This is a genomic window from Lactiplantibacillus nangangensis (assembly GCF_005405065.1).
GTDB lineage: Bacteria > Bacillota > Bacilli > Lactobacillales > Lactobacillaceae > Lactiplantibacillus > Lactiplantibacillus nangangensis.
In genome coordinates this window covers 13,245-36,293 of record NZ_BJDI01000014.1, presented here as the reverse complement: position 1 = coordinate 36,293, position 23,049 = coordinate 13,245, and the positions used below count along the sequence as shown (strand labels likewise).

The window sequence follows — 23,049 nt, the reverse complement described above, 5'->3', positions numbered from 1 at the left end:
TATTATTATTTACGTTTACGAGTCTTTAGTTAGCGACAACTAATGTCGCCGTAACTAATTAACAATGACTAGTATACCGAGCCAGTGTTGCAACACAATAAACAGGAGGTTACGTTTTACCCCCCATCTTGTAATATAAGCCGATTTTTGTAATGAATTGTAATATTCGGTGCCTATTTTGGGGTGAAATTGTGATAAACCCGTGAATTTGTCCCAAAGTGAGTGACTAGTCATCGAAAAGGAGTGGTTTGATGATAAATAATTTAATAAGTGGTGTGATTGAAAAATCCGTTTAAAGCTATTTTTCAGAATTATCATTAGATTATGTTTTCACAATAGTTGTAAAAATCAGGACCAAATCACTCGAAAATTGCAATAATCGAATTTAGGCGTATTGGCTGTTCAGGTAATCGTAAAATGGCACAAAAAAAACAGGTCACCAGATTGGCAACCTGTTATCATGATTTTAATTTAAGTTTAGTACCAACCAGTTGAGAGCCAGTGTGACTTAGCAGCTGACCATGAACCGTAACGTGATGAAACGTAATTTTCAGCAACACGTTCTTGGTTAGCTGCTGAGTAGTCGCCACCTAAGTAGGAAGCACTTAATTGATACTTACCAATGTATTGGCCGTTACGTGCGCCGTATGAGCCGCCAGATTCTTTGTTGGCGATCCAAGCTTTAGCAGAACTATCTGAACCATTGTTACTATAGTTAGAAGTCGATGCTGCTGGTGCTGGTGTCTTAGCAGCTGGTGCGCTGTAACTTTGTGTATTGGTATTTTGGTTTGATGATTGGCTAGCTTGAGTCGTCGTCGTTTGAGTTGATTGCGTTTGGGTCGTCGCAGTATTGCTAGTCCCATTAACTTCCAACTGTTGACCAACGAAGATCAAGTTAACATTGTTTAATTGGTTGGCTTTTTGAATCGCATCGATCGTTGTGTTGTGTTGATCGGCAATTTCAGAAACCGTATCCCCAGCTTTAACAGTAACCGTAGCTGCTTGGGCAGTGGCACCAATAGCAAAAAGACTAGAAGCGGCTGCAGCAGTAGATAATAAAACATTCTTCATTTTCATAAGTAATGTACACTCCCTATTTTTAGTCCGAATTGCTTGGTCCCGAATTTCATTCCAAGCACCTTAACTAAGCAATAGTATAACCGCTTATTGTAACAAACGAATACCAGTTATTTTACGAAATGGCGGGGTGTTTGTAACATAAGGCGTTTTTTGTAATACTTCGTAATATATCAAAACTAATTTGGTAATAATTTCGGCCATTAGTAACCGCTTTCATATGTACCAATTTGGGCTTTGCGAGCTTGATTTGAAGGTTAAAAAGCAAAATTAACCGCTATAACCCGGCATTAAGCATTGGGTTACGGCGGTTAATAGTTTTGGTGATTTTAAATTTAACGGGCTAGGCCAGTGCTGGTAACCACCTAAACCCGGTTGGGACTCAAACAAGCATGCTTACTTTAAGTAATTAACAAAGTTAACGTTAATCTGCCTTAAGTTTGGTTAACCAATTATCTTTCTCAACGTTACCAGCCATGGCGGCGGGATCCGCAGCGAGTTCGCTGTTCACTTCTTGGACGGTAATATTGAATGGCGTGGGTAATTTTTTAATCATGTTAGTCCCGGTAATCGTCATTAGCGTTTCACCGGCGTTAAAGTGGGCGTTAATTTGGGGAGTCTCGATTTTAATAATGTCGCCTAACGCTTGTTGTGCGGTGGCCGTTAAGCCGAAGACCATGCGTTGGCGAGATTTAGTCCGTACCCAGATGTCGCCATAGACCATGGGAGCGTGAATGGCGGCATGTTCATCTTTGTAATAATGGATCATCGTTTTCCAGGCTGATTCATGTTTAGCCATAAGTGGTCCCTCCTGTAATGAATCTAAGTATAACACTAGTCGTTTAAAGTCAGCAGGCGGTGTATGAGTTGTAAATGGTGCATCAACGCTAATTTCTTGATCGTCCCTAAGCCAGGAAATTTTGTTCCGGCTTGGTAGGCCAATAATTCAGCGAGTGCGGGGGTGGCGTTCAAACCGTGCAAGTGAGTCGGTGCCCAAATGGTTAATTTTTTGAGTGCTTCGAAAAATTTTTGCTTTTGGCCGCGCATGCTGTCATTGCTGTCGGAAACAAAGTGATGAATTCGAAGTTGGCCGGTCGCCGTGACGTAAATTAGGTGGAGCGCAATGGCGCGTGACGGCATTCCTTTGTCAAAATAAACGCTACCGACCATCGAGTAGTCGCCATAACCTTGTGTGCCAAACGGTGGGGTCACCCAATTGGCCGCCGTGAAAAATTCATCGGTTAAGTCGGCATAGTCAGCGACGTGTGGCCGAAAGGTGAGTGGGTCAGTCAATAAGATGGCTCGCTCGCCAGCCAGTTGATGGTGCCGCGCTTCGTCCGGAATTAAGATGCCGCCCACTTTTTTGAGCATTGCCGTGCGCTGGTAGGCTTTGAGTAACGGATAGTTATTTGCTATCAACAGACTGGTTTGGCCGGTTGCCGTGGTTAAAAAATCCGAACTGAAATCGGCGGCTAAAATGGCGCTTGGGTGGTAAAACGGCAAGTCGTTGGTGGCTGGTAGCGGATATAACTTAGTGTTGTTCAACCCGTAAACGCTGACTTGGGGGTTCGCGACCACGCTAAACGGCTGTTGTTGATCAATCAAAGTTTGCACCGTTTGTTGCAATTCCTTCGAGTCCCGAACTGGCTCAATAATGGGAATGATTTTCGGCCCCAATTGTTGTTGTTCCGCTAGAGCTTTGAGTGCGAGCAGGTCGTACATCCGACCGCGAAAGTAAGGGTAGTAGGTCATAATTGCTCCCTCAAATCTGGTTGGGATAAGGCTTGGTACTTCAGCTGCAAGGCGTGGTAGTCGGCATTCCGGGCGTCAAGTTCTTCTTGTAAAGCCGTAATGGCGTCATTTTGACTGTCAGCGAGAAAGCGGTCATACAAGTTTTGTTCGGGATCGTAAACATCATAGCCAGCCTGAGCACGCTTACGCAGTTCCTTGTACAATTGATCATCTGAGTACAGCTTAAGGCCCTTCTTCACGCGTTTCGCCTTATCGACTTCGCGAAATAGGGAGGCGATAAAGTGGGCAGTCAATGGTTCGGGATCGACTTGCAAGGCTTGGTGCTGGGCTTTTTTAGCTACGGTCAGAAAGCCAGGGGCGCGCAACGTCTGAGGGGCTAAGTCCATGGCCCGCTGGTCAAAAGCACGATAGATCAACACGCCGATATGACTCGGAATTTCGTCAGCGACTTCTGCATATAACTTTTGTGGCAAAACGAAATAATTATAGTTGCCAATGAAAGATAGCTTCGCCTTGGAATGGAAATCAGCCTTGGTCACTTTAAGCTCATAGCAACGCCAATCGATGCTGCCATCGGGTAACTGCTGGTAACTCAAGGTATCCACGATACCACGATCGTCTGGCATCGAAACTTCTTCGACGACGTACGCGCCTTGTTCCAAACAATATTGATATAGCGTACTTTCAAGTTGGCGCGTTAGTTTAGTCTTCATGAGTAAGTCCCTCCGTTTGCTGCCAAAAATTGGTAATCGTCGCCTGCAATTGTGGTACCGAATAAATCGATTGAAAATATTGCCAGTGTGGTGGAAATAAGTTGGTATAGCGCCGACTGGCAAAGCGTTGATCGAGTAATAAAATAATGCCAGTGTCATGACTGCTCCGAATCAGGCGGCCAGCAGCCTGTAAAACATTGTTCATGCCAGGCAACTGGTAAGCATAAGCGAAGCCCTGACCGTTATCGTGATCATAGTAATCCCGAATCAAATTGGTTTCGGGATTGATTCCCGGCAAGCCAACACTGACAATGGCAACGCCAATCAGCCGGTCGCCACGTAAATCAATGCCTTCCGAGAAAATTCCGCCCAAGACGCAAAAACCAACTAAAGTTTGTTTTGGATTTGCTTGGAATTGATCTAAGAAAGCCTGACGTTCACTGCCAGTCATAGCGTTGACTTGCGTCGTGGTCTGGATCTCCGGATTCGCTAGTTCAAACGCCGCTTTAATTTGGGTTAAATAGCCATACGATGGAAAGAAAATTAAATAATTACCAGTTTTAGCCGTCACTAAAGCCTTGAGACTGGCCACAATCGCCGCTTCACTGTGTGGGCGTTCATGATAAGTCGTTTGCACATATTGTGTGACCAAGATGGCTTGGTGCTTTGGTGGAAACGGTGAGGGCAATTGGTAAGCTAAGCTGTTGGCTTCACCACCTAAAACCCGTTGGTAATAAGTCATTGGCGATAGCGTTGCCGAAAATAAGACGGCACCGGCGCCTAACTTCAGCGAGCGGTCCAAAAAGTCACTCGGGTCTAGACACAGTTCTTTCACGGTGACATGATGCCCGTCCAAGACGGTTCTCGTTTGATAGCTCCCGTCATAGAGGTCGCTGATTTTGACAAATGTCAGGCAGTCAAAAAAGTAATCGCGGACGGCGTCAAGCAAAGCGGATGGCTGTTGTTTTTGTAGCCAATCACTGATGAAGTCGTTGAAGTTGCGTAACGTGCGACTGAGCTTTTCTGGTGGTTCAATGGATAGTTGTTCCGTGACGTCATCATCAATCAGTGCCTGACTGATGCGGCCAAAACTGCGGCGAACCTTTTTTAGCTCACGTTGTAAGTCATCACTAGGCTGAGACTTGTCAGGTTTCGCTAACTTGAGCAAATAAGCGATTTTGGCGTCACTAATCTCCGCGGAGAACATATCGCGCGACCGACTGACCAAGTTGTGTACTTCATCCACTAAGAAAAAGTTGTCGTGATCTTCTTCGCTGAAGAAACGTTGTAAGTAGACCAGCGGATCAAACAGATAGTTATAGTCACAAATGATGACATCACAAAAAAGTGAAATGTCTAGCGAAAATTCAAACGGATCAAGCGTGTGCGCCCGTGCGTATTTTTCAATAACGGGGCGAGTGAGCTGGTTCTCGTGTGTTAAGATATCCTTCAAACCAGGCTTCAAGCGATCATAATAGCCGACCATGAAGGGATTTTCTTCCGGTGGCAGGTCTTGTTCTTCTGGAAACCGAATCTGGTCCTTGGCCGTTAAGGTGATACTTTTCAGCTTCAGCCCATCGTGACTCATCAGGTCAACGGCTTCCTCGGCAACGTGGCGCGTGCTTTGTTTGGCCGTTAAATAGAAGAGTCGTTCAATTTCGTCTTCACCCATCGCTTTAATCGCGGGGAATAATGTGGAGATCGTTTTACCCGTACCGGTTGGGGCTTCTACGAAGAGTCGTTTTTGAAAATGAATCGTTTTATAGACTGCCGCTGCCAGTTCACGTTGACCAGTGCGATAGCTGGGGAAAGGAAAAGGTAGTGTTTTAATGGAAGCATTACGTTGTTGCCGTAAGTCCGCGCGTAACGTCAGCCAGTACTCGTATTCTGTCACTAAGGCTTTGAAGAAGGCGTCGAGCTCGGCCCGCGACAACACCCGTTGTGTCTTTGTAATCTTTTTAGTTAAGACTTGAAAGTAAGTCAATTGCAACGTAACTTCGGTTAACTCCGGGTGGTCTTGTAAAATTAAATAACCGTAGACCTGAACTTGACCCCAATAGAGGTCACGAGTATTGTCGGTCAAGTCATCAAAGGCTTGATCAGAAGTCTTGATTTCTTCAATGAGAATACCATCATCGGTCGTCTGAACGCCATCTGCCCGGCCAGAAATCAAATAATCCGCGCCGTTCATGGTGACAGTCGTTTTTAAATACACTTCACTTTGATAAGCTTCGGAGCGGCTACTTTGGAGTTGGCGGTGAATCTTAGCGCCTTCTAAAGCCGTATTTTGACTATTTTTCACTTCGTTGAGATCGCCTTTACGCAAGACGAATTCAACCAGTTGTCGAATCCCGATTTTAGTGGGCATGCCAAACTCCTTTCTGAACATAATTATCACCTATTATAAAACAGACGTTCGGTTTTGTCTGCTGAAAGTTGACGGATCAGCTCATCAATTAATGGTCTAAAAAAGTCATTCGCCGTGATGACGAATGACTTTAAGTGATTGTTAGTACCATTGGCTGTGCCGCCGTTTCAAGCTGCGCCGTAAGCTAAAGCCATAGCTGATCAGGCCAGCGACAATCACAACCGCCAACACACTAGCTAGCCATGAGTGTTGGGTGCTAAAGTAAGTCGCGTAGCCAGCGCTCAAACTGATGAGGCCAATCATGGGTGCGAGAATTTTGAGGGGCACCGGGTGTAAAAAGATAAGGCTGATGAGCATCAGCACCAGCGCCGTGACGGTAGCTTCCACGCTCACGCTAGTGCCAAAGCTGATTAGTAAGGCGACGATTAAGAGTCCCAAACCGAGAATGAGTGATAAGCTAGCAAATAACTGACTGAGCGTCCAATTAAATGGTCTTTTCATAGTGAGCACCTCACTTTCATTAACTTAATTATAGCTTAATTGGTCCTGCACAAATGCATGATATGCTTTGAAGATACGATCAAAGTTGCTTAACTTAAGTTAATTTTCACACAATTTATGGCCTTTTTCATCCTATCCTTGAAAGCGTATTCAATATTAGTTACACTAGCAATAGGCACACTTGATGACGGATGGAGGAAATAGACATAATGGCAAAAGTATTAGCAATTAATGCGGGTAGTTCAACTTTGAAGTGGAAGCTTTTCAGCTTACCAGAAGAAACGGTGATCGCCTCAGGGATGGTTGACCGTTTGGGGTTATCGAATTCGGTGTTTGTTTTAAAGAAGGCCGATGGCGATAAGTATTCGGAGACACATGATAAAATTAATGCACAAGAAGCGGCGGCAATGGTGCTGACCCGCTTGAAGAGTGACGGAATCGTTGAACATTTGACCGAGATTACAGGCATCGGTCATCGGATCGTTGCTGGTGGGGAAGACTTTAAAGATTCCGTGGTCATTACCCCAACCACGTTGAAACAAATCAAAGATTTATCAGAGTATGCGCCGCTACATAATCCAACGCAGGCCTATTATATTGAAGTGTTCCAGCAATTGTTACCAAAAGCGGTACAAGTTGCCGTATTCGATACGTCCTTGTATGTAACGATGCCTGAGGTCAATTACCTCTACAGCGTGCCTTACGAGTATTACAAACAATTTGGCGCTCGTAAATATGGGGCACACGGCACGAGTCATCGTTATGTCGCCCAACGGACCGCTGAATTACTCGGCAAGCCGTTAGCAGACTTGAAATTGATCACGTTACATTTAGGCTCTGGTGCGTCAATTACCGCGTTTGATCACGGTAAAGCCATTGATACGTCGATGGGTTTCACACCGTTAGCCGGGATCACAATGAGTACGCGTTCTGGGGATATTGATGCCTCGATGATTCCGTTTTTGATGCGGCACCTCGGTATTTCTGATGTCCAAGACTTTATTGATATTTTGAATAATAAGTCAGGGCTATTAGGTATTTCTGGCGTGTCACCCGACATGCGGGATTTGGATAATGCGGCGAATAATGATCATAATCATCGCGCAGAACTTGCCCTAGAGATTTTTGCCAACCGGGTCATTAAATATATCGGCAGCTACATCGCTGAAATGAACGGCTTGGATGCCTTGGTCTTTACAGCTGGGGTCGGTGAAAACTCTGTTGCAATGCGGTCACGGATTTTAAATCAGTTGGGTTACTTCGGCATCACGATCGACGAAGACAAGAACAATTGTCATGGCGTTGAACAAGTGATCAGTAAGCCAAACGAACCGGTCACGGTAATGGTTGTGCCAACTAATGAAGAATTAATGATCGTTCGGGATGTGGAACGCTTGACACATCGCGCGCCAATCGCTAAATAGGGTTATTTTCGACGGACATTGGTGGGAATAATCTGATGGAAGCTGGGAAGCCCTAGAACCAATCTAAGTAAGTGGCGTCAGTTGCTGGTTTGTAGCAATTGATACCATTTTTCTTTATAATCATTTGATTCATGTTAAAGACGTGTAACTTTATCTTCGTGTTTAGGCTCAGTTCTTTCGACAATCTTGTTCTAAATGTAACTACATTTATTGGCAGTAATTAAGATTTTTGTTCGATGCTTCATCAAAAAACAAGTATGTTTAGGTAATCATGAAAACCCTTGAAGAGCCCAGTAATTAGCAATTTAGTTTTAGGGTTACTTTGAAAATGGTCAAGGGTTCAAGAACTCGGTATGGAATAACTATTGTCAATAAACCACTGCATCACAAAGACTTCATTAGCTATGTGAGCAATCTTATGATCTGAAAAGTAGACCGTACGTAATAAAATAAGAAAACAGTTAGTAATTATGGTGGTGTTTGGGCACTCAGTAGCCGCTATGTAAGCCTTAATAATAGGACTTATCATTAACGATAGTGTGTTGTTGATATTTTAAATGAGATTGACTTTTAAGTGGTCTGGTTACTAGTGTGATTCATTTACATGAAGATAATTTTTTCCTGGAGGGCAGAATTTTAAGAATAGAAGGGGTTTATGTGTATAATTTCAAAAAAGTAACTCTGAAAATCATGTAATCTTTAGAGCTACCTTTTTTAAGTGAATCAGGAATGTCTGTCCCAAACCCATATCATTGAAGAGTAAACTGATAAAAAATAGTAAATACAACAAAAAAATTTCATTACTTTTACGATTATTTGCAGAGATCAAATTGGCGTAACTTTGTATTTAATAAATAGACAACACCAAGTAGCATTGTTGTGAGACCAAATATCAAAGTGAAAATACGCCAATCCATCATTTTTGCCACATAACCAAAAAACACCGAGCCAATTGGAATTGTTGTGACAGTTAGGGTGTAAAAGCAACTTAAAACTGAACCAATATTTTTAGCAGGTAAATTACTTTGTAAGATCGGTTTTTGCATTGTTTGATTGATTCCTAAAAACGAAAAGAACAATAGCCATGCAGTTAAAAATAGTTCCAGTGAGGCGTTGAAGATAAATGCACCAACGAGCGCCACGCCAAAAAGTAACGTCGTGAGACAAAAAGCGAGCCCAATCTTGAACCGTTTTAAACAACGATTTGCAAGAAAGGTAGCGCCTAGCGTCGTTCCTAATGCGCCAATTGCCGACATGATTCCAAAAAAAGTAACTCCGCCAAAAGATTTCGCAATTAGCAACGTATAGACATTTAAACCACCAAACAAGAAATTTATCGCACTACTGCCGACACAAATTGCCCAAACTATCTTTGACTTGTACAGTAGTTTAAACGGCGTTATTAGGTTCAGACAGAATTGTCGAAAGTCTTGATGGTTATGCTTAACAAATTTCACTTGTTCAGGGCTGATGATTTTTGAAAATGTCCGTGCAGAAAATATAAATGACGCAATATCAAGTATTAGTATCACTGGATAGCTAATGATTTTTAGTGCAAAACCGGTGATTGCGTTAAAAATATAATCGCTAGCATTATACGAAAAAGACATATACATTTCAGCAGTCGGTAGCGATTTTGCTGGAACTAATTTAGGAATTAGTGCATCTTGAACAGTATATGCATTAATGCTACCAAAAGAAGCTATCGCCGCCAATAAACAAATAATGATTGGCTGACTATTTTTACTCGGTTGCATTAGAAGCAACGTCATCACTCCGATAACTAGCGCTTGAAACAGTTCAAGAAAAATTAATATTTTCCGCTTATCGTATCGATCGATGACTGGTCCAAATAAAAATGAAACAACATTCGGGGAAAAAACTGCAAAATTAAAAATTCCAACCCACATCGTGCTTTTAGTCAGAACTAGTATGTACCAGGAAAGTGCAATCATATACATACTATCCCCACAATTGCTGGCGAGTCTGCCAGCAAATAGATGCCTAAAATTGACGTTTTGTTTAATTAGCATCAACGATCACTTCCTGACGCCTTTATTTTTGACTATCACCTAATATATAAGAAAAGTAGGCTAAGTTTTGTAAATTAAAGAAATCAATGTGCTGTACAATGCCCATTTTTAACTTTTTAAGACTGGTCACATAGTATAGTGCATACAAACTTGAAATACTACCAGAAATATTAGCTATAGGAGAAATAATTGCATTATCCCATTTCCAAAAAGTGTTTTTGAAGATTTCACGAGATGCCAAATATTTTTCGCGGTCGCGTTTAACTAACTCATCAAATCCAACAGTTGAGCCATCAAAAATCGCATGATTTATGACAGTACTTGCATACCCCCCTAAAACCCATGGTGTACCTGTTTCCTTACAATACTTATCCAGAATTGTTGGTAAATTTTCGGGCTTGTCAATACAATCAAGCAGAATATCAAAGTTAGATCCTAACTTCGTAAGATCATTCAAAGTATCTATCCAACATTTCTTTTGCACAATTTTAATCATTGGATTAATTGATTCTAAGTGTTTTTTTAACACTTGAACCTTAGAAAGACCAATATCAGCTTGTGAATACGTTTGACGATTTAAGTTAGATTCCTCGACATTATCGCCATCAATAATAGTAATAGTTCCAAATCCGAGTCGGGCTAGGTTTAGAGCAGTATTACTCCCTGTACCACCAGCACCGAGGAGTAACACCTTACTCTTTTTTAACGTTTCTTGAACATCCCAGTAATTGTAATACTTTCCTACAATATCTATCCATGCAAAAAAATTGATGTTTCTATTATAGAGTCTTATTTCTTTTTCAGAGAAGTTTTTACTATTATTTTCATAGATTGCCCCACACTCTTTTAGCTTTTGCAATAGGTTATTCATTTGAAGGCTATTTAAGTTATATTTTTGCTGCAATATGTCCAAAGTGTTTTCACCATTTAAGTCTTTCAGAAATCCTAAGAATTCCTGTGGGTTACTTACAATAATGTCTCTAGCAATTCTTGCTTGAAACCCACCTATTCTGATACCTGTATGTTCTTCATTAATGAATGGAATCAGCATTGGCTTCATCATTGGTTTATTAAAATTCATTTATAACCCTCCTATAAAAAAAGTGTCTACTCAAAATCACACTTGAATAGACACCCTCTAGTTCAACTAAAATATTATTGCCCACCAACACGATTTTGAAGACTCTCATGTACTTCAATAACTTCTTGAATGTCCATACCTATCTCTCTCTTCTCAATCTAAATTATAACAACCGGTTGTTATAACGTGATTTAACCACAGTCAATGATCAGTAACAATATGGAACAATTGTTAATAATATTAAGAAACAAAGAATATACCAGCTTACTCATGAAAAATAGCTCGGTGCCTTATCGTCTAACGATTCAAAGGTCCTGAACTACTTTTCGTGAATCAACTGGGGTCAGAATGACGCAGATTAGTCTTCTATATTTAGACTATTGGACAGGCCAGACGATATTACCATCACCATCACCATCATCTTCGCCAAATCCTACTGGCAATTCGTAATGTGATGAAGCATTTTGTAATTTTACTGTGTAGAAATGGGTTGCTGCATGTGCTGTTAAGCTACTTCCAAGAATTGATAAAGCAATAATTGGCAATAATAACAGTAATTTATTTTTTTCATAGTTAGTACATCGATTTTTAAGCAATGATTTGGAATATATGAATAACAAGATTGGTCCAGAAAAAATTAGCACCATACCCCGAACAAGAAAGTTTACAATACCAGAAATAAAATCATCCGAAGCACTATTTTGTATCATAATACTGCGATTGCTGATCATTGGATTAATGGTACTCCATGTTCTTCTTTCCTAGCTTGGAATATCCTTAATATCTTGATTATATGATTTTGATGCTACGGAGGTGAACTTTATTTTCTGAACTATCTGCTTTGGACTTGCTAGGATTATTAGTGGATAGAACATCAAGTAGGCACAAGTTAAATATAAGTTTTGAATATTCCAACGAAATACAAAAGGGCCTGCCCGTGGAGCTGTGATTAAATAAATTATTATAAGAAATAAAAGGCCATTTTTAAAATATGCATTAAGAAAAATCTTTATCATTTTCATAACAGTTATCCTCCCAAAAATCACCGACAACATTTATTGATTGGAAGTATAGAGCCTAGGTATAAAAATGTCTATTTATTGTCAGGGTGTAAACACCATATAATGTAATAAAGTAGGTGAAAATTATTTTGAAACTTTATATTCTAGAAGTATGTGGTTGCTCGAGGCGGTATGGCAATTATTCTTATAACGTGTAGTACTAATTTTGTAGTGTTTGTTAGGAGAGCTCATTGAATATATTGGGTCATTGGATAGTGATCGTTAGAGTTATCGATTGTTTTAAGGTATCTAAAATAAAGTAATAAATTTCTAATGAATGATCCATATATAATTGAAGAGATATATGCAGATTATGTTAATTCTTAAGGATAATGATTGTTGAACAAATTTTAAAAAGACATCCTTGCTAGGAATAATTGTATGCCATGACAACAAAATAAAAAAACAAATGGCAAGTTAAGGACGCTTGTACGCTTGTATATAAAAGTGATCATTATAATAGTTATATTAAGAAGAGCTGCTTAAAAAGATATTTTACGTCAATGATGTTTTCCTGTATATTACGTTTGTGGAGATGAGGGGGGAAAAAGGAGTGACAAAATGACTGTATTTAAGAAAATGGGACTGGTTGCAGCAACAGCAATTGTCTTTACTGGATTAGGTGTTGGTGCTTTTAATGTACAAGCCTCTAATTTCGGAGATTCCTAACTGGAGCAATGAGTATAGATTTTGGAGCCAAAACGATAATACACCTGTGCGTATTAAGACTGATACAACATCGTACTACAATCATACGACGTATATGTCGGGTGATGGCGATTATATTAGGATTTGGGCTGCACTTGGTGACGGGACTGCTGTCAATCATGATCATGCCTATAACTCATACAAAGGGCAAGTTGATTACTTATGGAATACGGCAGTTGAAGAGTATGGATCAGGAATTTCTGTGCGGATTAATAGTACAAGTATCAAGAACTTGTCAGCAGCAGGTGTTTGGAGCCCAGACAGTGTTTAACTACTAAAGTATAGTCTCATCTCCACACTATACATATCGCTTCAAAGTAATCTAAAGGAGGAAAAACTGTGATTAACTTGTGGCATCGATTTAATAAACAAGCACTTTTGTTCTCGGTCATGCTGGCATTGGTATTGCCAATGATTCAGCTATATCAGCGGTTACGGTCACACTTGGGTCAAAAAAATATTTTTTTGGACTCGCCCTTCACGCTCTGGATGGGCGTTGATGGGTTCAATTTTGCAGCTGTGACCTATTATTTAGTTATCCCGTTGCTAGCGGCATTACCAGCTGCAACGTTGTTGAAAAAAGATGCTGAAAATGGTTATTTGATGCAACTAAGATTAAAAGGGGTATTGGCAAAAGTTGTCGCTACCTATTATGCGTGGTCATTTATTCTGGGTGGGCTAATTGTTGCATTGCCGTTGCTTCTAAATATTAGCTTCTTTGCCTTGTTCTACCCAAGCATTGTTCCAGATAATTTATTGAATCAGAATATCTTAGTGATACACGCGAATACTTTTGGTGTTGGCTTGTATTATCAACATCCTTGGGTACATTCGTTGTTGAACATCAGCTTGGTACTTCTTTGGGGTGGTCTCTTTGCAACGTTTATCACCGCCATGTCACTACATTTGAAAAATCGGTTCTTGGCATTAAGTACCGGTCTGTTGCTACAATTAGGATTACTACTCATTCAAGAGCTTCACTTTTTTTCGGGAAGCTTTGCACCAATGGATTTCTTAAAGCAATCAGCGACTTCAAATACGAGTTTCGTGGGGATGATTATCCTGACGTTGGTTATGATCGGTCTTATTGGCGTCTTAACGCGGATCGGAGCGAGAAAACTTGCAGATTTATAAGATTGGTCGGCAACAAGTCCGATATTTACCACTATTTCTAAAACCAATGAGCGTCACCTATGGCTTAATAATGTTGATGGTTGTCAGTAAGCTAATGATGATCAACCAAGTACCAGCCACCTTTGCTAACGTGTACGTTACCTGGTTTGATGCCTACTTGCTAGGGTTAGTTTATTTACCAGTCACAGCGCTCATTAGTATCACACAATTAAGCTATCGACAAGTCGATTATTTAATTTCTGGCTGCCGTAAAACGCTATACCAGCAGTGGGTAATACAGAGCACATTGGTTCAGACAGCGCTTTGGCTTCCTTGGGCGGTGACAACGTTAGTCATGAGCTGGCATATTGGCATTATGATCAATTTCCAAGCAGCACTTGTTTTGATATTCAGCACATTTGAAGTTCTTGGAAATCAAATGGTACTGGTGATCGTTGCACTGGTAGCTTTTCAGCTGACGAAAAGTAAATTGATTGGCGCAACGGTCGTGCTAGGTGCCAATATGATTTTCTTTTCACTATATTTGAACAAACTATCGATGCCGTTTTGGCAATTTACTGCATCGCAAGCACCAATCAATAAGTTCGCTAGCTGGGGTATATTGATGTTAATCCTGTACGTATTGATGCAACTGTTATTGATTTTGATCAAGCAGCGAGATTACTAAGATGAAAAAGTTGCTATATAGTCAATGGCTCTATTTTTGGTCACTGATCTCTAAACGATTGTATTGGTTACTTGGCGGTTATCTAGTCCTAATTCTCGTTCACACGAGTCAATTACCGATGCGTATTTCAATTTTAAGGGCAACGATTACTGGTCCTGATTTCACGGCGGTTCAACAAGGCTATCCGTATTTACCACCGTTTTGGTTGTTATTGCTGATTTTTCCTGCGTTTATCGTGGGGGATAGTTTTAAACAACTGTGGGTGAACCTGTTTATTAAAGTTAAAGGGTATGGGTACACTAAGTGCCAGTTTGGGCTCAATAATCTTATTTTAATGAGCGGTGTCAACTTTAGTTATGTTTGTACTGTCCAGCTAATCGGACTTAGTGTTGAGCTATTTCGATCGAAAATTGACTGGCAACAGATACTGGTGACTTATCTTAACTTTGGCTGGCAATTATTTTGGGTATTGATGTTACTTGCGTTAATACAGCAGTTTGCAGGCTGGATTCATCCAGTTGGGGGATTGCTTTTACCGATTGTATTACTCACTTATACGGTCTTTACGGTCAGTCTCATCAACCCAATCAACTTGACGATGTGGCCGAGGTTGTTGGGATTAAAGCCGGGGTTATCTTGGCTATTGGTCATTAGTGACTTAATTATTGGCATGTTGTACGTTGGCATTTATGGCAAGACTGAATGGAAGTGAGTGAAAATATGGCACTGATTGAATTAGATCATGTTGGCAAAACCATTACTGGTAAACAATTGCTGACCAATGTATCATTTGTGGCTGAAGAAGGGTCGGTGACCACTTTAGAGGGGATTAATGGTTCTGGGAAAACGTTAATTTTAAAAGCCATCTTGGGTCTGATTAAAACGACTGGGACGGTTACCGTTAATGGTTCCAAGGTGACTGTTAGTGGACGTTATCCAATCCGGGCGGGGGTCTTGATTGAAACGCCGAGTGTATTAACCGAATTTTCGGCATTTAAAAACTTACAGTTGATTGCAGACTTGCTTGAAAATGTTGATGAGACGGCTATTCGGCAATTGTTGACGCAATTTGAGCTACCGGTTGATAACCGGACTAAGGTCAGAAAGTTTTCGTTAGGAATGAAACAAAAATTAGGCATCGCACAGGCGATGTTAGGTCAGTGCGACTTGATTGTGTTGGATGAACCAACGAATGCGCTGGATGAAACTAGTGTGCAAAACTTGATTGGCTATATTAAGAAGCTTCAGCTTGTAGGGTCAACATTTTTAATCACGTCACACGATCGGGATTTTATTGAACAGGTTGCGACTAAGCGAATTAAAGTAAAGGCTGGGACTGTGGATGAAATTGTCTAAATCGCTCAGGTGGCTGGTTGTTGTTATCATCATAATCGCCGGTGTTGGCTTGGCAGGTAAACGCTATTATGACCTTAATCAAGTTGATCAGCATCCCGTTCGCGAAAAAATGTTTTCACAAGGCCAGTGGGTTAAAACAGACTCTGTGAATTTCAAAGTGTTAACAACTAAAACTACTCAGTCTGGTAATGAGCGGCAAGTGGCAGTCGTCATGAAAATACAGCAGCTTAAGCCCAGCCATTATGGCAATAAACGCGGCAACTATAATATCACTCATGGGATGTGGCTAAATATTCCGTATGGCTATAGCAACATGAGTATTCCGATGCGCCATCTTGATGGCCGGCCGTTTACGCAAAAAGAAGTCGAAGATCCAACTGAAAAAAGTGCGCAATTTTATTTCACGACCCGAGCTGATGACTATCGGAATCGGACAGCAGCGGCTCGGTTGAGTATCTTAATTCCAGAAAATGAACAATTTGCCAAATTTACAAAATATTCGATGCCCTTAGAATCCTAAAGTTGAAGAAGCAGCCAATCAGTTTAACAACTTCTCCTAAATGAGACAGCTGTTAGACTGATATTTTTATGGCTTATTTTGATAGGAACTTAAAGTCAGTGTATTCGTAAAAGGTTAAACCGAGATATTGGTGGGTGTAACTGACAAACAATGATAACGATGCTATTGAAAATGTCGTGCGGTTGAAGAAAAATACAGTTAGAAAGCTAGTTGATGAAATTAATGCGCAGTAATAGCTGATTTTTTTGAGCCGACAGTGTACCATAGTGATAACTGAGAAGTTGATACTTGTACAGTCCTGAATAATAATAGTTTGTTAAAAGGCTAAAAGCGAGTAGCAACAAGAGCTTTAATCAGAATTAGGTTTAACAAAGGGGATTAACTAATATGGCAACAACAGTAGTATTGGGTGGCGGCTATGCCGGGATGCGTGCCGTTAAATTTTTACAAAAATCGTTACCAAGTGGTGATGAGCTGATTTTGGTCGACAAAACTGCGATTCACACGGAAAAGACTAATTTACACGAAGTTGCGGCGGGGACGATTGACCCGGACCGGATCACGTATGATATTCGGTCAGTGATTGGTAAAGGTGTGCAATTTGTTCAGGCGGCGGTCACCCATGTGGATATTGATCAAAAGGTCATTACGTTAGCTGAACAGGCAGATCTGAATTATGACTATTTAGTGCTAGCACTTGGTTTCCAATCAGAAACTTTTGGGGTAGCTGGTGCGGATACTAATGCGTTAGCGATGGATGATTTAGCAAGCTCACAGGCAGTTTATCAACATATTGAAGCGACCATTAAAGGTTATCGTGAAACCAAAGATCACAATGACTTGAAGATTGCAGTCTGTGGGGCGGGCTTTACTGGGATTGAACTCTTAGGTGAATTGACCCAGTCGTTGCCAAAACTCCAAGCAAAATATGGCACGCCAGCAATCAAGCTCGTTTGTTTGGAACGGATGCCATCCATTTTACCGATGTTTACGCAAGACTTACGCGACTATGCGTTGAACTTTATGGCGAAACATCAAGTTGAAATGATGCTGGGGTCGATTATCGAAGCCATCAAGCCCGGAGCGGTCGTTTATAAAGATAGTAATGACCAAAGTCATGAATTTGCGGCGAATACGATTATTTGGACAGTTGGTGTCAGTGGCTCGCAAGTCATTGCGGATTCTGGCTTTGACCAACGGCGTAATCGGGTCATGGTTGAACCAGATTTGTCGTTGAAAGATCATCCTGAAGTCTTTATCGTGGGGGATGTGGCGGCAGTCATGGATCCAGCGAGTCAACGTCCTTATCCAACTACTGCGCAGATTGCATTAGCCTGTGGTGAACAAGCTGCCAAAAATATTGGTGCACTACGGCATAACCAAATGACAACGCCATTTGTCTATCATTCAAGTGGGACGGTGGCGTCTCTTAGTGATCGGGATGGCATCGGTGAAATTTTCAGTAACAATAAGCCGGTGCATGGTTATCCTGCCTCCGTTTTGAAAAAGGTGATTACGGACCGTTCGTTGGTTGAAAGTGCTCATTTGAGTACGATGTTTAGCAAAGGTCGGTTTGACCTGTATCATTAAATTCAACTAGTTTTGAGGCTTTTTGGGGGGCTTTAAAATGACGACTTCTGAAATCCGCTATCCCATCACCAAGCTAAAAGTAGCGTTTGTGACATTGGTTAGTGGGCTATTAGTGTTGACGGTGAGCTTTAGTCAGGAATGGTTATTGGCCGGATTAGCATTCAGCTCACTGCTAGTTTTAAACGGCCAGTTTTTAATTTTTGCCGACACGCGTGATCGACAACCATTAAATCGGATAAGTTTGGGACTAACGTTACTGTTACTAGTTGTTTCAGTGTTGAAATTTGTGTTCATTACGTCGTTATAAAATAACCAACGCCTAGCGACCGGATTAGTGGTCGCTAGGCGTTTAGTTTACCCTTTTTATCGTTCAGTTAGAATCGTTGATCGTTTGGTTTGGCGTGCGACCCAGATGATGGCTAAGATCAATAAAATGAAATAGACCCCAGCAACAATTAGTGAAGTCTGCACAGGCATATCGAGATTGCTGGCATTTGTTGGATGTTGAACCAGTTGGACGATGATCGAAATGTCGGTCAAACAATGCAAGATGATGGGAATCGTCAAGTTATGCGTCCGCACGTAAATCCCACCAAATAAAGTTCCCAATAACATGGCGAAAAGAATCTGTGGCAGGACGTAGCTCAGTGATAGATGCGAGGTGTTGATCAGGTGCATGCCTCCGAAAAATGCACTACTGATCACGATACTGAGTAACGCTTTACCCGGAAATGACCGGGCCACGATTGGCAGTAAGACACCGCGAAAGACGTACTCTTCGGTAATTCCGATGAGTAGGACGTAGCAGCTGTAAAAGATGATGGCGCCGCTAAAAGGGAGTTGGCTCAATTTACCCAAGTTAACGGCAGCCAGTAAGCCGACCAAAATGATGGCAGGAAGGGCTGTGCGTAATTGTTGGCCGAAATGGTGACCAGACCAGAGTTTGACTGGCACGTGCCCGAATAATTGATTGAACCCCCAGACCCCAATTAACACGACCGTATCTTGAAAAATTCCCGTCCAATGCATTGGAATGAACTTTAAGTGGACTAATTCTGCCGCCCCAAAATAAAGGGCAATGACCCAAATAAATAATAGACAAGCTAGACCGAATCCCCGTTTAAACGATTTCATAACCACAGCCTCCAAAGTTGTGTCTTAACTTAATTTTAGCATTCAATCCAACCCAAAAAGCGACTGAAAAATTTTTCTCAGTCGCTTTTTATTAATGATGCATTTTAAATTCAAGGTAACGGTCATTATATAAACCGACTTTTTCTGGTGATAAGTTCTTGTAAATTTGTAAATGTTCAATCGTTTTGTTGTCTGGATAAAATTGACGGTCGTTTCGAATCGCTTTTGGTAACAGGGCCTTCGCTTTCATATTCGGCGTCGCATAGCCAATATATTCAGCGTTTTGCGCAGCGTTTTTAGGGTCACTCATGAAGTTTAAGAAGGCATAAATGGCTTTAAAATGCTTTGCAGTCTTTGGAATGACTAAGTTGTCGAACCAAAGATTGCTGCCTTCAGATGGGACAACGTAATGGAGGTGCGAGTTGTTATCGAGCATTTCGGAAGCTTCACCGGACCAATCCACTGCGACCGCCGCTTCGTTTTGACTCATGTACATTTTAATTTCGTCAGCGACGACGGCCTTAACGTTTGGTGCTAAGCGGTTAAGCTTATTTTCGGCCGCCAGCAATGTGGCTGGATCGGTGGTGTTCATGGATTTTCCCATGGAAGCAAGCGAGAAGCCCATCACGTCGCGGGCACTGTCAATCAACATGATCTTATTCTTGTACTGTTTTTCCCAGAGATCATTCCAGTGTTGAATACTGCCTGGTTTGACAAATTTATCATTATAAATAATACCTAGGGTTCCCCAGAAGTAGGGCACGGAGTATTTGTTGTCACGGTCGAAGTCTAGGTTTAAGAAACGTGGATCGTAGTTTTTCATACCAGTTAACTTAGCTTTATCTAACGGCAATAATAACTTGGCTTCCTTCATCTTTTCGATCATGTAATCGCTTGGCACCGTCAAATCATAGCTTGTCCCGCCTTGCTTGATCTTAGTGAACATCGCTTCGTTGCTATCGAAAGTTTCAACGTTGACATGGTAACCAGTCCGTTTTTGAAATTTGGTCAACAGGCTCGGATCGATATAATCGCCCCAAGTGTATAAATTCAGGACTTTCGAACCATTGCTACCGGTACTTGCTTGCAGGCGGTGAGCCCCAAAGGCGAGTAGGCCGCAAATGACGAAAAGACCAATAATCATACTAAATAATTTCTTCATTTCCGCCGCCTCCTAACATTAGCCCGATGGCGACTGCTGTATTGATTGATAAAGTAATACCCGATCACGAGGACCATGGCCATTAGGAACATCAAGCCAGAGAGGGCATTGATTTCCAAATTGATCCCTTGGCGCGCCCGTGAGTAAATTTCCACGGACAAGGTCGTAAAGCCGTTCCCAGTGACGAAGAAGGTGACCGCAAAGTCATCCAGCGAGTAGGTCAACGCCATAAAGAAACCGGAAAAAATTCCGGGCATGATATAAGGCACGATGACTTGGCTGAGTAATTGCCAATTATTGGCGCCCAGATCCGCCGCTGCATCTAACAAACTGGTACTCATTTCTTGGATTTTCGGCAAGACCATTAAGACCACGATTGGAATTGAAAAAGCAATATGGCTGAGCAAGACTGAGCCAAACCCCAATGGAATCTTTAGCGCCGTGAAGAAGATCAAAAAGCTGGCCCCGATAATGACATCAGGTGAGACCATTAAGATATTGTTTAACGCTAAAATGGTGTTTTTAGTCACGGGACGGGTGGTGTTATTGATTCCCAAAGCGCCCAACGTCCCAATCATTGTCGCTAACAATGAGGACAATAGTGCAATCAAAAGTGTCTCTAAGAAAATAGCAATTAGCCGAGTATCCGCAAATAAATCTTGATAATGTGACCAAGTAAAACCATGAAAATTATTCATGGTATCGCCCTTACTGAAAGAGTAGACCACTAAGAAAATGATTGGCGCGTACAAGACAATAAATACTAACCACAAGTATAAGTTGCGCCATTTGAAGCGTCGTTGTGTCATTTTGTCAGCCCCTTTCGTGCGTGGCGTTTACCACTACCACCGGTGAGCCACATAATAATAATCATGGCGACAATCAGGACGACGCCAATCGTGGAACCCATGCCCCAGTTCATCGTCGTCAAGAAATGTTCTTCGATAGCCGTCCCTAACGTGATGACTTTGTTACCGCCGATTAAACGGGTCAACATGAAGAGGGAGAGCGATGGAATGAAGACGGCCTGAATCCCAGCCTTAACCCCAGGCATGGTCAATGGGAAAATCACGCGACTAAACGTTTGCCAATTCGTGGCGCCCAGATCGCGACTCGCGTTGACGTAGGATGGCTTCAGCTCACTGATTGAATTATAGATTGGCAAGACCATGAATGGAATCTGAATGTAGGCCGCGACAAAGACGAAACTAAAGTTCGTGAAGAGTAATTGTTTTGGACCAATGCCGATAAAACTTAAAAATTGATTCGCAATGCCAGCCTGACTAAAGATTCCGATGAAGGCGTAGGCCTTGAGTAGTAAATTGATCCAAGTTGGCATGATTATTAGTAATAACCAAAGCTGCGGATGCTTGGTCTCATTGAGCAGATAGGCGGTTGGATAGCTAATCAGCAAGGTTGCTAGTGTAATCAAAAAGGCGTACCAAACTGAGTTAACGGTCATCATCAAGTAAGTGCTGGATGAGAAGTACGTTTGATAGTTGCCAAAGGTGAATTGCCCATCAATGTTGAAAAATGATTGATAGATCAACAAAAGGACGGGGGCAATCACGAAGAGCAAAATCCAAAGCGAGTAGGGCACAAAGTAAGCCGTGTTCCGGCTCAAGCGTTGTTTTCGTTGCATTGTGATCCCCCCTAATCGTCTTCGTATTGTTCAAGTCGTGCATCGAAGGCCGCTTCGGTTTCGTGTAGCCGCATGACATGAATATCTTGTGGATCAAACGTTAAGCCAATTGGCGTTCCTTCGTCGGCCGGATTGGTGGAATGCACGAGCCATTCATTTTGGTCGTTATCATAAGCGACGATTTCAAAATAATTACCACGGAAGAGTTGTGAGTCCACTGTCACGACGAGCTTGCCTTGATCAGCTGGGACGATATCCAAGTCTTCTGGGCGCAAGACGATTTCCACGGCTTCGTTCGGTCGCATCCCAGCATCAGCGCATTCAAAGGTTTTGCCGACAAACTCAACGGTATAATCTTTGCGCATTTTACCGGGGATAATATTACTTTCACCAATAAAGTTGGCGACAAAGTGGTTGATGGGTTCGTCGTAAATATCGACGGGCGTCCCACCTTGTAAGATTTGACCATTATTCATGACGAAGATTTCGTCACTCATTGCGAGGGCTTCTTCTTGGTCATGGGTGACGAACAAAAAGGTGATGCCGAGGCGTTGTTGCAAGTCCCGAAGTTCATACTGCATATCTTTGCGCAATTTGGCATCCAGCGCCGATAAGGGTTCGTCTAGCAGGAGAACTTTAGGTTGCATGACGAGGGCCCGGGCAATCGCGACCCGTTGTTGTTGTCCGCCGGAGATCTCACTGATCTCGCGGTCCCCAAAATCAGCCAACTGGACGAGGGCGAGGGCTTTTTGGACCCGTTCCTCAATCTCGGCCTTGGCAATTTTATGTAGTTTTAAGCCAAAGCCAACGTTTTCAGCCACATTTAAATGAGGAAAGAGCGCGTAGTCTTGAAAAACTGTATTGACTTGGCGTTGGTTCGCTGGCAACTCGTTAATGACTTGGCCGTCAAAGTAAACCTGACCGGCGGTGGCATCAGTAAAGCCTGCAATGGTCCGTAAAATCGTGGTCTTTCCACAACCGGACGGCCCCAGTAACGTATAAAATTTTCCCGCCTCAAGTTCTAAATTGATATCTTTGAGAATCTGCTGATCCCCATAACTTTTACAAATATTGGTTAAGCGAATGATTGGTTGCGTATTATCCGACAATTTGAAAGCCTCCTTTT

General features: G+C 41.9%; 23 protein-coding genes. 9 read left to right on the top strand and 14 right to left on the bottom strand.

The genetic code is table 11. The annotated features are described in order from the left end of the window. Positions 1-477 precede the first annotated feature (477 nt). The 6 genes from apf to FFM70_RS11150 form a co-directional block, all read right to left on the bottom strand. On the bottom strand, positions 478-1,077 hold the full coding sequence (apf, locus tag FFM70_RS11175) for an aggregation-promoting factor (RefSeq protein WP_137616938.1): 600 nt from the start codon (positions 1,075-1,077) through the stop codon (positions 478-480). Between the two features lie 424 nt (positions 1,078-1,501). Further along, positions 1,502-1,876 carry a glycine cleavage system H family protein gene (locus tag FFM70_RS11170; protein WP_137616937.1) on the bottom strand — a complete coding sequence of 125 codons (375 nt, stop codon included), beginning with the start codon at positions 1,874-1,876 and terminating at the stop codon, positions 1,502-1,504. A gap of 35 nt (positions 1,877-1,911) precedes the next feature. Beyond that, positions 1,912-2,829, bottom strand: a complete 918-nt coding sequence (locus FFM70_RS11165) for a sce7725 family protein (RefSeq protein ID WP_223877487.1) — start codon at positions 2,827-2,829, stop codon at positions 1,912-1,914. Beyond that, positions 2,826-3,542, bottom strand: a complete 717-nt coding sequence (locus tag FFM70_RS11160) for a hypothetical protein (RefSeq protein ID WP_137616935.1) — start codon at positions 3,540-3,542, stop codon at positions 2,826-2,828. Before FFM70_RS11160 ends, FFM70_RS11165 begins: the two co-directional genes overlap by 4 nt. Then, positions 3,532-5,910, bottom strand: coding sequence for an ATP-dependent DNA helicase (locus tag FFM70_RS11155; RefSeq protein WP_137616934.1), 2,379 nt, complete (start codon positions 5,908-5,910; stop codon positions 3,532-3,534). The genes FFM70_RS11160 and FFM70_RS11155 overlap by 11 nt, the downstream gene beginning before the upstream one ends. A 141-nt stretch (positions 5,911-6,051) precedes the next feature. After that, entirely contained in the window at positions 6,052-6,411 is a 360-nt protein-coding gene (locus FFM70_RS11150) for a hypothetical protein (RefSeq protein ID WP_137616933.1), read from the bottom strand. Positions 6,412-6,620: 209 nt separating this feature from the next. Between FFM70_RS11150 and FFM70_RS11145 the strand changes: the two genes are divergently transcribed. Then, entirely contained in the window at positions 6,621-7,835 is a 1,215-nt protein-coding gene (locus tag FFM70_RS11145; RefSeq protein WP_137616932.1) for an acetate/propionate family kinase, read from the top strand. Positions 7,836-8,647: 812 nt separating this feature from the next. On the opposite strand, the gene FFM70_RS11140 is transcribed toward FFM70_RS11145, so the two are convergent. From FFM70_RS11140 to FFM70_RS11130, 3 genes are all read right to left on the bottom strand, one after another. After that, positions 8,648-9,868, bottom strand: coding sequence for an MFS transporter (locus FFM70_RS11140; RefSeq protein ID WP_137616931.1), 1,221 nt, complete (start codon positions 9,866-9,868; stop codon positions 8,648-8,650). A gap of 22 nt (positions 9,869-9,890) precedes the next feature. Beyond that, positions 9,891-10,949, bottom strand: a complete 1,059-nt coding sequence (locus tag FFM70_RS11135; RefSeq protein ID WP_137616930.1) for a HesA/MoeB/ThiF family protein — start codon at positions 10,947-10,949, stop codon at positions 9,891-9,893. Positions 10,950-11,326: 377 nt separating this feature from the next. After that, complete coding sequence (locus tag FFM70_RS11130) at positions 11,327-11,680, bottom strand: hypothetical protein (RefSeq protein WP_137616929.1); 354 nt, start codon at positions 11,678-11,680, stop codon at positions 11,327-11,329. Between the two features lie 1,045 nt (positions 11,681-12,725). Here FFM70_RS11130 and FFM70_RS13965 point away from each other — a divergent pair. The 8 genes from FFM70_RS13965 to FFM70_RS11090 all read left to right on the top strand — a co-directional run bounded on the left by FFM70_RS13965 (position 12,726) and on the right by FFM70_RS11090 (position 18,292). Further along, on the top strand, positions 12,726-12,989 hold the full coding sequence (locus FFM70_RS13965) for a hypothetical protein (protein WP_223877486.1): 264 nt from the start codon (positions 12,726-12,728) through the stop codon (positions 12,987-12,989). A gap of 68 nt (positions 12,990-13,057) precedes the next feature. Further along, the gene (locus FFM70_RS11120) at positions 13,058-13,852 is read left to right on the top strand and encodes a hypothetical protein (RefSeq protein WP_137616928.1); all 795 of its coding nucleotides are present in this window, start codon (positions 13,058-13,060) and stop codon (positions 13,850-13,852) included. Continuing rightward, positions 13,839-14,519 carry a hypothetical protein gene (locus FFM70_RS11115; protein ID WP_137616927.1) on the top strand — a complete coding sequence of 227 codons (681 nt, stop codon included), beginning with the start codon at positions 13,839-13,841 and terminating at the stop codon, positions 14,517-14,519. The genes FFM70_RS11120 and FFM70_RS11115 overlap by 14 nt, the downstream gene beginning before the upstream one ends. A 1-nt stretch (position 14,520) precedes the next feature. Next, positions 14,521-15,231 carry a hypothetical protein gene (locus FFM70_RS11110; RefSeq protein ID WP_137616926.1) on the top strand — a complete coding sequence of 237 codons (711 nt, stop codon included), beginning with the start codon at positions 14,521-14,523 and terminating at the stop codon, positions 15,229-15,231. Between the two features lie 8 nt (positions 15,232-15,239). After that, complete coding sequence (locus FFM70_RS11105; RefSeq protein ID WP_137616925.1) at positions 15,240-15,875, top strand: ATP-binding cassette domain-containing protein; 636 nt, start codon at positions 15,240-15,242, stop codon at positions 15,873-15,875. After that, the gene (locus FFM70_RS11100; RefSeq protein WP_137616924.1) at positions 15,862-16,395 is read left to right on the top strand and encodes a hypothetical protein; all 534 of its coding nucleotides are present in this window, start codon (positions 15,862-15,864) and stop codon (positions 16,393-16,395) included. The genes FFM70_RS11105 and FFM70_RS11100 overlap by 14 nt, the downstream gene beginning before the upstream one ends. 387 nt (positions 16,396-16,782) lie before the next feature. Then, complete coding sequence (locus FFM70_RS11095; RefSeq protein ID WP_137616923.1) at positions 16,783-17,985, top strand: NAD(P)/FAD-dependent oxidoreductase; 1,203 nt, start codon at positions 16,783-16,785, stop codon at positions 17,983-17,985. A gap of 37 nt (positions 17,986-18,022) precedes the next feature. Continuing rightward, on the top strand, positions 18,023-18,292 hold the full coding sequence (locus tag FFM70_RS11090) for a hypothetical protein (protein ID WP_137616922.1): 270 nt from the start codon (positions 18,023-18,025) through the stop codon (positions 18,290-18,292). Between the two features lie 56 nt (positions 18,293-18,348). On the opposite strand, the gene FFM70_RS11085 is transcribed toward FFM70_RS11090, so the two are convergent. From FFM70_RS11085 to FFM70_RS11065, 5 genes are all read right to left on the bottom strand, one after another. Continuing rightward, entirely contained in the window at positions 18,349-19,119 is a 771-nt protein-coding gene (locus FFM70_RS11085; RefSeq protein WP_137616921.1) for a CPBP family intramembrane glutamic endopeptidase, read from the bottom strand. Between the two features lie 91 nt (positions 19,120-19,210). Then, positions 19,211-20,281 (bottom strand): ABC transporter substrate-binding protein, encoded by a 1,071-nt coding sequence (locus FFM70_RS11080; protein WP_137616920.1) that lies wholly within the window; start codon positions 20,279-20,281, stop codon positions 19,211-19,213. Next, entirely contained in the window at positions 20,278-21,090 is an 813-nt protein-coding gene (locus tag FFM70_RS11075; RefSeq protein WP_137616919.1) for an ABC transporter permease, read from the bottom strand. The genes FFM70_RS11080 and FFM70_RS11075 overlap by 4 nt, the downstream gene beginning before the upstream one ends. After that, positions 21,087-21,923 carry an ABC transporter permease gene (locus FFM70_RS11070; protein WP_137616918.1) on the bottom strand — a complete coding sequence of 279 codons (837 nt, stop codon included), beginning with the start codon at positions 21,921-21,923 and terminating at the stop codon, positions 21,087-21,089. Before FFM70_RS11070 ends, FFM70_RS11075 begins: the two co-directional genes overlap by 4 nt. Positions 21,924-21,934: 11 nt before the next feature. After that, positions 21,935-23,032 carry an ABC transporter ATP-binding protein gene (locus FFM70_RS11065; protein WP_137616917.1) on the bottom strand — a complete coding sequence of 366 codons (1,098 nt, stop codon included), beginning with the start codon at positions 23,030-23,032 and terminating at the stop codon, positions 21,935-21,937. Between the last annotated feature and the right edge of the window lie 17 nt (positions 23,033-23,049).